General features: G+C 62.4%; 10 protein-coding genes. All 10 read left to right on the top strand.

Annotated features, from left to right (window positions below; genetic code table 11):
* Positions 1-7: 7 nt before the first annotated feature.
* The 10 genes from ILFOPFJJ_RS01520 to ILFOPFJJ_RS01565 all read left to right on the top strand — a co-directional run bounded on the left by ILFOPFJJ_RS01520 (position 8) and on the right by ILFOPFJJ_RS01565 (position 11,842).
* Positions 8-787, top strand: coding sequence for a succinate dehydrogenase iron-sulfur subunit (locus tag ILFOPFJJ_RS01520; protein WP_173508820.1), 780 nt, complete (start codon positions 8-10; stop codon positions 785-787).
* 204 nt (positions 788-991) lie between these two features.
* Positions 992-1,588 carry a peptide-methionine (S)-S-oxide reductase MsrA gene (gene msrA / locus ILFOPFJJ_RS01525; protein ID WP_173508821.1) on the top strand — a complete coding sequence of 199 codons (597 nt, stop codon included), beginning with the start codon at positions 992-994 and terminating at the stop codon, positions 1,586-1,588.
* 185 nt (positions 1,589-1,773) lie between these two features.
* On the top strand, positions 1,774-2,313 hold the full coding sequence (locus tag ILFOPFJJ_RS01530; RefSeq protein ID WP_173508822.1) for a protease inhibitor Inh/omp19 family protein: 540 nt from the start codon (positions 1,774-1,776) through the stop codon (positions 2,311-2,313).
* A gap of 117 nt (positions 2,314-2,430) precedes the next feature.
* Positions 2,431-3,582, top strand: a complete 1,152-nt coding sequence (gene zapE / locus ILFOPFJJ_RS01535; RefSeq protein ID WP_173508823.1) for a cell division protein ZapE — start codon at positions 2,431-2,433, stop codon at positions 3,580-3,582.
* A gap of 185 nt (positions 3,583-3,767) precedes the next feature.
* A complete protein-coding gene (gene mdh / locus ILFOPFJJ_RS01540) occupies positions 3,768-4,730 on the top strand; it encodes a malate dehydrogenase (RefSeq protein ID WP_173508824.1) in 963 nt (320 codons plus the stop codon).
* Between the two features lie 33 nt (positions 4,731-4,763).
* The gene (gene sucC / locus ILFOPFJJ_RS01545; protein WP_173508825.1) at positions 4,764-5,960 is read left to right on the top strand and encodes an ADP-forming succinate--CoA ligase subunit beta; all 1,197 of its coding nucleotides are present in this window, start codon (positions 4,764-4,766) and stop codon (positions 5,958-5,960) included.
* A 5-nt stretch (positions 5,961-5,965) separates the two neighbouring features.
* Positions 5,966-6,868 carry a succinate--CoA ligase subunit alpha gene (gene sucD / locus ILFOPFJJ_RS01550; protein WP_173508826.1) on the top strand — a complete coding sequence of 301 codons (903 nt, stop codon included), beginning with the start codon at positions 5,966-5,968 and terminating at the stop codon, positions 6,866-6,868.
* A gap of 164 nt (positions 6,869-7,032) precedes the next feature.
* Positions 7,033-10,029, top strand: coding sequence for a 2-oxoglutarate dehydrogenase E1 component (locus ILFOPFJJ_RS01555; protein ID WP_173508827.1), 2,997 nt, complete (start codon positions 7,033-7,035; stop codon positions 10,027-10,029).
* Between the two features lie 122 nt (positions 10,030-10,151).
* The gene (gene odhB, locus ILFOPFJJ_RS01560) at positions 10,152-11,402 is read left to right on the top strand and encodes a 2-oxoglutarate dehydrogenase complex dihydrolipoyllysine-residue succinyltransferase (protein WP_173508828.1); all 1,251 of its coding nucleotides are present in this window, start codon (positions 10,152-10,154) and stop codon (positions 11,400-11,402) included.
* A 50-nt stretch (positions 11,403-11,452) separates the two neighbouring features.
* Positions 11,453-11,842, top strand: coding sequence for an MAPEG family protein (locus ILFOPFJJ_RS01565; RefSeq protein WP_173508829.1), 390 nt, complete (start codon positions 11,453-11,455; stop codon positions 11,840-11,842).

The raw sequence follows: 11,842 nt of genomic DNA on the forward strand, positions 1-11,842 counted from the left end.
TAAGGACATGGTTGAACTCGCTCTCCCCAAGAACTCGCAGATCACCGAAGGCAAGGTCTGGCCGAAGCCGGTCGGCGCGACGAACCTGCGCGAATACCGCGTCTATCGCTGGAACCCGGACGACGGTAAGAACCCGCGCGTCGACACCTACTATATCGACATCGACGACTGTGGCCCGATGGTGCTCGACGGTCTGCTCTACATCAAGAACAAGATCGATCCGACGCTGACGCTGCGCCGCTCCTGTCGCGAAGGCATCTGCGGCTCCTGCGCGATGAACATCGACGGCACCAACACGCTCGCCTGCACCAAGGGCATGGACGAGATCAAGGGAACGGTGAAGATCTATCCGCTGCCGCATATGCCGGTGGTCAAGGATCTGGTGCCGGATCTCACCAATTTCTATGCCCAGCACCGCTCGATCGAGCCCTGGCTGAAGACGGTTTCGCCGACGCCGGCGAAGGAATGGAAGCAGAGCCACGAGGACCGTCAGAAGCTCGACGGCCTTTACGAGTGCATCCTGTGCGCTTGCTGCTCGACCTCCTGTCCGAGCTACTGGTGGAACGGCGATCGTTATCTCGGTCCGGCCGTTCTCTTGCAGGCCTACCGCTGGCTGATCGACTCCAGAGACGAGGCGACCGGCGAGCGACTCGACAATCTCGAGGATCCGTTCCGGCTTTACCGCTGCCATACGATCATGAATTGCGCCCAGGCCTGTCCGAAGGGCCTCAACCCGGCCAAGGCGATCGGCGAAATCAAGAAGATGCTGGTGGAGCGCAGGATCTGATCCTAGAGCGCCGCTCGTCTTATGAGACGCGTAAGGGACGCTGTAGCACTTTGAATTGCTGCATGTATCCTTTGTCGGTTACGGCTTCGACGGCGGGCTTTCTGGCCCGCCGTTTGCGTATCACGAATTTCACGTCCACGTGTCGGCATTTGATTTGAAACTTTCGACGGTCCTCATAGCTTTAGAATGGGATCGGAGATTGCGATGAATCGTTTGTTGCTTGCACTTGCCGCCGGTTGTCTGATGGCCCTGCCGGCGCGGGCGGCCGAGCCGCAGTTCGCGCTGTTTGCCGGCGGCTGCTTCTGGTGCGTCGAGACCGATTTCGATGGTGTGCCCGGCGTTCTCGAGACGATTTCGGGCTACGCTGGTGGCGCGAGCGCAAATCCGACCTACGAGGACTACGTGAAGGGCGGTCATCGCGAAGTCGTCCAGATCAAGTTCGATCCGGACAGGGTTTCCTATTCAACGCTTGTCGCCGTGCTGTTTCACACGACCGACCCGACGGATGGCGGGGGTCAGTTCTGCGATCGCGGCTTTGCCTATACGACGGCGATCTACGCGCTCGACGAGAGGCAGGCCATGGACGCGAAGGCCGGAAAGATCAGGGCCGAAGCCGAACTCGGCAAGCCGATCGTCACGCCGGTCGAAGGCACCGCAAAATTCTGGCCGGCCGAGGATTACCATCAGGACTTCGGCGCGCGAAACCCCATTCGCTACTGGTACTACAGGAACGGCTGCGGCAGGAACCGGGCGGTCGAGGCGCTCTGGGGTGACCGCGCCTATGCCGGGGTCAATCACTGATTGTGTTTACGCCGGCTGGAGTTTCGATGCTTCCGGAGTGTGCATTCCTCTTCGGACCAGCGTTTCAATCGTGCAACAGGTACTGCTGAAATGCCTTCCCTTGATTTGACAGGTGGATTTGCTGTAGTTCGGCCATTATTATCGCGTTGCATCATGGTTCGGCGAAGATATCGGGGGTAAGAGATATGCGGGTTTTTCATGCGGCGGCGGGCCTGGCGGTTGTGCTTGCGCTGACCGGATGCCAGCGGACATCCATGGGTGGTTTCGGTTCTCAGGATGTTTCACCTGCTCCCCTGCAGGCCCAGCCCGTTCCGACGGTTTCGTCGAGCCAGCTCCCTGACCCGACGACGAACACTTCGCAGTTCCCCGCGGCACCGACCGGCGGCGCTGCGGCACCCGGCGGCGCGCCGGCCGGCACGCAAGTTGCGGCGGCGCCCAACGCGCTCGACGTGACGAAGGAATCGATGGTTGGCAATTGGCGCGTGTCGAGCGCCGGCAGTTCCTGCGACATGTTCCTGACGCTGACGAACCTTGGCAGTGGATCGCGCGGCGGCACACGCGGCTGCGCCGGCGAACTGACGACGATGGGTTCCTGGGAAGTGGCCGGCAAGCAGGTCGTGCTCAAGGACCGGGGCGGCAGCCCGATCGCCCGCCTTTACAAGACGGCGGACGCGCGCTTCGATGGTTCGACCAACAGCGGGCAGCCGGTCAGCCTCAGCCGCTGACGGCCGTTAACGTCCGGCCCTGGGCCGGATACGACGCGGGATGAGGACGTGTGAGCAGGTTTCGCTCGTCCCGCGCCTCTCTCGCCGGAATTGTTCCTTGCTCACCTTGGGTGCCGCGTGCTCAACCCAGACGACAGCATTCTCCACAAACTCGAAACGCTCGTCACCACTGGCGAACGCCAGCGCGATCCGGCGCAATTGCTGATCGCCCGGCGGCTCGACCACCTGACGGCGGAACTGCTCGCCAGCAGGCCGTCGCGCAAGTCCAACGCGCTTGGCTGGCTTTTCGCCTCGCGCAAGAAGGACCACGCTCCGGTCAAGGGGCTTTACATCCATGGTGGCGTTGGGCGCGGCAAGACGATGCTGATGGACATGTTCTTCGACGCCGTGCCGATCCAGCGCAAGCGTCGAGCGCATTTCCACGAGTTCATGGCGGATGTGCACGAGCGCATCTACAAGCATCGCCAGAAACTCAAGAACGGCGAGACGAAGCAGGCCGACCCGATCCCGCCGGTCGCCTCCGAGCTCTTCGGCGAGGCGCGGCTGCTGTGCTTCGATGAATTCTCGGTCACCGACATTGCCGACGCGATGATCCTGGCGCGCCTCTTCGGAGAACTTTTTGCCAAGGGCTGCGTGCTCGTCGCGACATCGAACGTCGAGCCGAGCGATCTTTACCGCGATGGCCTCAATCGTGGCCTCTTTCTCCCTTTCATCGACCTGCTGAAGGCGAACGCGGAGATCATCTCGCTCGATACCGAGACGGATTACCGGCTGCAGAAGACGGATGGAAATCCGGTCTGGCTTTCGCCGCTCGGTCCGGAGGCGGAAGCCGCGATGGACCGCGCCTGGTATCGCGAGACCGGCGGAGCACCCGAAGCCCCGGCGGAAATCAGCCGCAAGGGGCGCAAGATCCACGTGCCATCGGCGTCCGGCCGAAGCGCCCGTTTCACCTTTGCCGACCTCTGCGGGCAGCCGCTTGGTGCCGCCGACTACCTCGCCATCCTGGCGCAATACAGCACGATCTTTGTCGATCACGTTCCGCATCTGGGACCCCACCTGCGCAACGAGACCAAGCGGTTCATCATCCTCGTCGATACCCTTTACGACCAGGGCGCGCGCCTCTTTGCCTCCGCCGCGGCCGAACCGCAGCAGCTGCTGACCGCTAGAAAGGGAACGGAAGGCTTCGAATTCGACCGCACCGTATCGCGTCTGATCGAGATGCAAAGCGAGGAATATGCGGCGCAACATCCGGCGAGAACGGCTGTTTGATGACGCAACCGTTACATAAAATCTTACGTTTACGTAAGAATTTTATGATCTAACCGATTGAAATTGCTCTGTCCAAAAGTATCAATTGATATTTTATCATTTGCCGTTTATGGGCTTTCGCGAAGGTTTGGCGTTTGCCGCGTTTCAGGCCTCGATCATATTGGGATCACAAAGGAAGCACTTTCATGGCGCGCAACAAGATTGCACTTATCGGCTCAGGGATGATTGGTGGCACGCTGGCGCATCTCGCCGGCCTGAAGGAACTGGGCGATATTGTCCTGTTCGACATCGCCGACGGCATTCCCCAAGGCAAGGGCCTCGATATCGCACAGTCGTCCCCGGTCGAGGGTTTCGATGCCTCGCTCACGGGCGCGAGCGACTACTCTGCCATCGAAGGTGCCGACGTCTGCATCGTGACCGCCGGCGTGCCGCGCAAGCCCGGCATGAGCCGCGATGATCTGCTCGGCATCAACCTCAAGGTCATGGAACAGGTCGGCGCCGGCATCAAGAAATATGCCCCGAACGCATTCGTCATCTGCATCACCAACCCGCTCGACGCCATGGTGTGGGCGCTGCAGAAGTTCTCCGGCCTGCCGAAGAACAAGGTCGTCGGTATGGCCGGCGTTCTCGATTCCTCGCGCTTCCGCCTCTTCCTCAGCCAGGAATTCAACGTGTCCGTCCAGGACGTCACGGCCTTCGTGCTTGGCGGCCATGGCGACACGATGGTGCCGCTCGCCCGCTACTCGACCGTTGCCGGCATTCCGTTGACCGATCTCGTCCAGATGGGCTGGGTCACCAAGGACCGCCTCGAGGAAATCATCCAGCGCACCCGTGACGGTGGCGCCGAGATCGTCGGCCTCTTGAAGACCGGCTCGGCCTACTATGCGCCGGCTGCTTCCGCGATCGAGATGGCGGAAGCCTATCTCAAGGACAAGAAGCGCGTGCTTCCCTGTGCGGCCCATCTTTCCGGCCAGTACGGCGTCAAGGACATGTATGTCGGCGTGCCGACGATCATCGGTGCCAGCGGCGTCGAGCGCATCATCGAGATCGATCTCAACAAGAGCGAGAAGGAAGCCTTCGACAACTCGGTGGCGGCGGTCGCTGGCCTTTGCGAAGCCTGCATCAACATCGCGCCCAGCCTGAAGTAACCGCCATCCGGCCAATCAGACAGGAATAACCCCATGAACATTCATGAATATCAGGCCAAGGCTCTCTTGAAGAGCTATGGCGCGCCGGTCGCCGAAGGCGTCGCGATCTTCTCCGCCGACGAAGCGGAAGCCGCTGCGAAGAAGCTGCCGGGACCGCTCTACGTCGTGAAGAGCCAGATCCACGCCGGTGGTCGCGGCAAGGGCAAGTTCAAGGAACTCGGCCCCGACGCCAAGGGCGGCGTGCGGCTCGCAAAATCCGTCGACGAAGTTGTGGCGAACGCCAAGGAGATGCTTGGCAACACGCTGGTGACCAAGCAGACCGGTCCGGCCGGCAAGCAGGTCAACCGCCTCTACATCGAGGACGGCGCCGACATCGACCGCGAACTCTACCTCTCGATCCTCGTCGATCGCTCCATCGGCCAGGTTGCCTTCGTCGTTTCGACCGAGGGCGGCATGGACATCGAAGCGGTTGCCGAGCACACGCCGGAGAAGATCGTTACTGTCGCGATCGACCCGGACAAGGGCGTCACCGCGGAAAACCTGAAGACGCTCGCCGACGCGCTGAAACTCGAAGGCGAAGCGCGTGCCGATGCTGAAAAGCTCTTCCCGATCCTCTACAAGGCCTTCGTCGAGAAGGACATGAGCCTGCTGGAGGTCAATCCGCTTATCGTCATGAAGAACGGCCGCATGCGCGTGCTCGACGCCAAGGTCTCCTTCGACGGTAACGCGCTGTTCCGCCACGAGGACGTGGTCGCCCTGCGCGACACGACGGAAGAGGACGAGAAGGAAATCGAAGCCTCCAAGCATGACCTCGCCTATGTCGCTCTCGACGGCAACATCGGCTGCATGGTTAACGGCGCCGGGCTTGCCATGGCGACCATGGACATCATCAAGCTCTATGGTGCGGAGCCCGCGAACTTCCTCGACGTCGGTGGTGGCGCTTCGAAGGAAAAGGTGACGCACGCCTTCAAGATCATCACTGCCGATCCGGCCGTGAAGGGCATTCTCGTCAACATTTTCGGTGGCATCATGAAGTGCGACGTCATCGCTGAAGGCGTGCTCGCCGCCGTCAAGGAAGTGGGTCTCAAGGTGCCGCTCGTCGTTCGCCTCGAAGGCACGAATGTCGAGCTTGGCAAGAAGATCATCAATGAATCGGGCCTCAACGTCATCTCCGCCGATGATCTGGACGATGCCGCCCAGAAGATCGTTGCAGCCGTGAAGGGAGCCTGAGGCCGATGTCCATCCTGATCAACAAAGACACCAAGGTCCTGGTTCAGGGCCTGACCGGCAAGACCGGTACCTTCCACACCGAGCAGGCGCTCGCCTATAACGGCACGAAGGTGGTCGGCGGTATTCACCCGAAGAAGGGTGGCGAGACCTGGACCGGCGCCAAGGGCGAGCAACTCCCGATCTTCGCGTCCGTTGCCGAAGGCCGTGACGCGACCGGCGCCAATGCATCGGTCATCTATGTGCCGCCGGCAGGCGCTGCCGCCGCGATCATCGAGGCGATCGACGCGGAAATTCCGCTGATCGTCTGCATCACCGAAGGCATCCCGGTCGCCGACATGGTCAAGGTCAAGGCGCGGCTCGAGAAGTCGTCCTCGCGCCTCATCGGCCCGAACTGCCCGGGCGTGCTGACCCCGAACGAATGCAAGATCGGCATCATGCCGGGCAATATCTTCCGCAAGGGCTCGGTCGGCGTTCTGTCGCGCTCCGGTACGCTCACCTACGAGGCCGTTTTCCAGACCACCAACGAAGGTCTCGGCCAGACGACCGCTGTCGGCATCGGGGGCGATCCGGTCAAGGGCACCGAATTCATCGACGTGCTCGAAATGTTCCTTGCCGACGACGAGACTAAGTCGATCATCATGATCGGCGAGATCGGCGGCTCGGCTGAAGAGGACGCGGCGCAATTCCTGAAGGACGAGGCCAAGCGCGGGCGCAAGAAGCCGATGGTCGGCTTCATCGCCGGCCGCACGGCTCCCCCCGGCCGCACGATGGGCCATGCCGGCGCGGTCATTTCCGGCGGCAAGGGCGGCGCGGAAGACAAGATCGCGGCGATGGAATCGGCCGGTATCCGCGTCTCGCCGTCGCCGGCACGCCTCGGCAAGACGCTGGTCGAAGTCCTGAAGGGCTGAGGCCCCGATAGCGAGGCTCGGGGCCGGCGCCGAGTGCCGGCCCTCAGCCGAACCAATTTATGACGCAAGCTTGGCGCACTAGAAGCGCCGAATAAACGTGAACGACCGGGAAGACCCGGCATCCAACTTTAGTCAGGAGGCGAACCAAGGGTTCGCGAGAGACCATGACAAGGCAAGAGGCCAACGAGCAATTCCAGCTCACATCGTTTCTGGATGGCGCCAACGCTGCTTACATAGAGCAGCTCTATGCACGCTACGAAGCGGATCCGTCCTCCGTTTCGTCCGAATGGCAATCCTTCTTCAAGGCGCTCGCCGACCGGCCGGAAGACGTTGTGAAGGCCGCCAAGGGCGCCTCCTGGAAGAAAAGCAACTGGCCGATCGCCGCCAATGGCGAACTCGTGTCGGCGCTCGACGGCGACTGGGGCGCCGTAGAAAAGGTCATCGAAAAGAAGGTCAAGGCCAAGGTCGAGGAAGCCGCCGCCGTTACGGGCGTCCCGGTCAGCGAAGCGGAGGTCCATCAGTCGACGCGCGATTCCGTCCGCGCCATCATGATGATCCGCGCCTACCGCATGCGCGGCCATCTCCATGCCAAGCTCGATCCGCTCGGCCTTGCCGATCCGGTCGAGGACTACGATGAGCTTTCGCCGAAGTCCTACGGCTTCGAGGAGAAGGACTACGACCGCAAGATCTTCATCGACAACGTGCTCGGCCTCGAATACGCGACCGTACGCGAAATGGTCGAAATCCTGGAACGCACCTATTGCTCGACGATGGGCGTCGAATTCATGCATATGTCCAACCCCGAGGAAAAGGCCTGGATCCAGGGCCGCATCGAAGGTCCGGACAAGGGCGTCGAATTCACGCCGGAGGGCAAGCGCGCGATCCTGCAGAAGCTCATCGAAGCCGAAGGTTTCGAGCAGTTCATCGACGTCAAGTACAAGGGCACGAAGCGCTTCGGCCTCGACGGTGGCGAGTCGCTGATTCCGGCGCTGGAGCAGATCATCAAGCGCGGCGGCCAGGAAGGCCTCAAGGAAATCGTCCTCGGCATGGCTCACCGTGGCCGCCTCAACGTGCTTTCCCAGGTGATGGCCAAGCCGCATCGGGCCATCTTCCACGAGTTCAAGGGCGGGTCCTACGCGCCAGATGACGTGGAAGGCTCCGGCGACGTCAAATATCACCTCGGCGCTTCGTCCGACCGCGAATTCGACGGCAACAAGGTGCATCTGTCGCTCACGGCGAACCCGTCGCATCTCGAAATCGTCAACCCGGTCGTTATGGGCAAGGCGCGCGCCAAGCAGGACCAGATGGCGACTGTGTTCGAAGGCGACATCATTCCGCTGCGCGAACGCGTGAAGGTCATGCCGCTTCTGCTGCATGGCGACGCGGCTTTCGCCGGCCAGGGCGTTATCGCCGAAATCCTCGGTCTCTCCGGCCTGCGCGGCCACCGCGTTGCCGGTACCGTGCACTTCATCATCAACAACCAGATCGGCTTCACCACGAACCCGGCCTTCTCCCGTTCCTCGCCCTATCCCTCGGACGTGGCGAAGATGATCGAGGCGCCGATCTTCCATGTGAACGGTGACGATCCGGAAGCCGTCGTCTATGCGGCCAAGGTCGCGACCGAATTCCGGATGAAGTTCCACAAGCCGGTCGTCGTCGACATGTTCTGCTACCGTCGCTTCGGCCACAACGAGGGCGACGAGCCGGCGTTCACGCAGCCAAGGATGTACAAGGCCATCCGCGCCCACAAGACGGTCGTCCAGCTCTATTCCGAACGGCTGATCGCCGAAGGTCTGATGACCGAGGGCGAGGTCGAGAAGATGAAGGCGGACTGGCGCGCCCATCTGGAGCAGGAGTTCGAGGCCGGGCAGTCCTACAAGCCGAACAAGGCCGATTGGCTCGACGGCGCCTGGTCGGGCCTGCGCACCGCCGACAACCAGGATGAGCAGCGCCGCGGCCGGACTTCGGTGCCGATGAAACAGCTGAAGGAAGTCGGCCGCAAGATTTCCGAGATCCCGGCTGGCTTCAACGCGCACCGGACGATCCAGCGCTTCATGGAAAACCGTGCCAGCATGGTGCAGACCGGCGAGGGCATCGACTGGGCGATGGCGGAAGCGCTCGCCTTCGGCACGCTCGTCACAGAAGGCACGAAGATCCGCCTTTCGGGTCAGGACTGCGAGCGCGGCACCTTCTCGCAGCGCCACTCGGTTCTTTATGATCAGCAGACGGAAGAGCGCTACATCCCGCTCGCCAATCTGTCGCCGACCCAGGCACGCTACGAGGTCATCAACTCGATGCTCTCGGAAGAGGCGGTGCTCGGCTTCGAATACGGCTATTCGCTTGCCCGCCCGAACGCGCTGACGCTGTGGGAAGCTCAGTTCGGCGACTTCGCCAACGGCGCGCAGGTGGTCTTCGACCAGTTCATCTCGTCCGGCGAACGCAAGTGGCTGCGCATGTCCGGCCTCGTCTGCCTGCTGCCGCACGGCTATGAAGGCCAAGGGCCGGAGCACTCCTCCGCGCGCCTCGAACGCTTCCTGCAGCTCTGCGCGGAAGACAACATGCAGGTCGCCAACGTCACCACGCCGGCGAACTACTTCCACATCCTGCGCCGCCAGGTGAAGCGCGATTTCCGCAAGCCGCTGATCCTGATGACGCCGAAGTCGCTTCTGCGTCACAAGCGGGCGGTCTCCAGCCTCTCCGAAATGGCGGGCGAGAGCTCCTTCCACCGGCTGCTCTGGGACGATGCGGAGGTCATCAAGGACGGCCCGATCAAGCTGCAGAAGGATTCGAAGATCCGCCGCGTCGTGCTCTGCACCGGCAAGGTCTACTACGACCTGCTCGAGGAACGCGAGAAGCGCGGCATCGACGACATCTACCTGCTGCGCGTCGAGCAGCTCTATCCGTTCCCGGCCAAGGCTCTGATCAACGAACTCAGCCGCTTCCGCAATGCGGAGATGGTGTGGTGCCAGGAAGAGCCGAAGAACATGGGCGCCTGGTCGTTCATCGATCCCTATCTCGAATGGGTGCTCGCTCACATCGATGCCAAATATCAGCGGGTGCGTTATACCGGCCGTCCGGCCGCCGCGTCGCCGGCGACGGGCCTGATGTCCAAGCACATGGCCCAGCTTGCCGCCTTCCTCGAGGACGCGCTGGGGGGCTGATCGGCTCCCCACGGTCTGCCAATCGCTGGAGCACTTCCAGGAAAAGTGCGTAGCGGTTTTCCGTCCGGAAGTGCGTAACTCAAAGATCTAGAAACAGATATCTGATCAACGGAACAAAAATCATGGCAACAGAAATCCGCGTTCCCACCCTTGGCGAATCCGTCAGCGAAGCGACCGTCGGCACCTGGTTCAAGAAGGTCGGCGATGCGATCAAGGCCGACGAACCGATCCTCGAACTCGAGACCGACAAGGTGACGATCGAAGTGCCGGCGCCGGCCGCTGGCACGCTTTCCGAAATCGTTGCGCAGGCGGGTGAGACCGTCGGCCTTGGCGCGCTGCTCGGTCAGATCGCCGAAGGCGCCGGTGCGGCGGCTGCTGCTCCGGCTGCTCCGGCTCCGGCAGAGAAGAAGCCTGAACCCGCTGTTGCGGCTCCGGCCGCGCAGCCAGCCGCTGCAGCGCCAGCACCGCAGGCGCCGACGTCGATGCCGCCGGCACCGGCCGCCGCCAAGCTCCTGGCGGAAAACAATCTCTCCGCCGACCAGGTCGACGGTTCGGGCAAGCGTGGCCAGGTGCTGAAGGGTGACGTGATCGCTGCTCTCGCCAAGGGCATTTCGGCCCCCGCTGCCGAACCGGCGAAAGTCCAGGCGCGCGCGCCGGCGCCGGCAGAGGACGCCGTCCGCGAAGAACGGGTCAAGATGACGCGCCTGCGCCAGACGATCGCCAAGCGCCTCAAGGATGCACAGAACACGGCCGCGATGCTCACCACCTACAACGAGGTGGACATGAGCGCGGTGATGAGCCTGCGTAACAAATACAAGGATATTTTCGAGAAGAAGCACGGCGTCAAGCTCGGCTTCATGGGCTTCTTCACCAAAGCCGTCACGCATGCGCTCAAGGAACTGCCGGCGGTCAACGCCGAAATCGACGGCACGGACGTCATCTACAAGAACTTCTGCCACATCGGCGTCGCCGTCGGTACCGACAAGGGTCTCGTCGTTCCGGTCGTCCGCGATGCCGACCAGATGTCGATCGCCGAGATCGAGAAGGAAATCGGCCGCCTCGGCAAGGCCGCTCGCGATGGCGCGCTGTCGATGGCCGACATGCAGGGCGGTACCTTCACCATCTCCAACGGCGGCGTCTATGGTTCGCTGATGTCCTCGCCGATCCTCAACGCGCCACAGTCCGGCATCCTCGGCATGCACAAGATCCAGGACCGGCCGGTTGCGATCGGCGGACAGGTCGTCATCCGTCCGATGATGTATCTCGCTCTCTCCTACGATCACCGCATCGTCGACGGCAAGGAAGCAGTGACCTTCCTCGTGCGCGTCAAGGAGAGCCTCGAAGATCCGGAACGCCTGGTGCTCGATCTCTAAGACAGGCGGGGCGCGACAAGCAGCCCCCGCTTCTTCTTCCGGGTGCGCGGATGTCGCTGGAACTGACCTACCTGCTCGCGAGCGCAGCGCTGGCCTTCGTCTACATGATGACGCAGGCGGGCGCCTACCGCTTGCAGCACGGGCTTGTCGACCGGGACCCAAACCGAGACGTGGAGGAACGGCCGAACATGCTGACGGCGCGCGCCGGGCGCGCGCTTCGCAACTTTCAAGAGACCTATCCGATCTTCATCGTGCTCGTGGTCGTGGTAGAGTTCACCGGCCGCAGCGGGCTGCTGACGCAGTGGGGTGCGATCGTCTGGTTCTGGGCGCGGGCCGTCTATCTGCCGGTCTATGTCGCCGGGCTCGGGCGGGTTCGCTCGGCGATCTGGGCTGTATCGGCGGCGGGGCTGGCGCTGATCCTTGCGGGCATTCTCATCTAG

The organism is Sinorhizobium psoraleae (assembly GCF_013283645.1).
Classification (GTDB): domain Bacteria; phylum Pseudomonadota; class Alphaproteobacteria; order Rhizobiales; family Rhizobiaceae; genus Sinorhizobium; species Sinorhizobium psoraleae.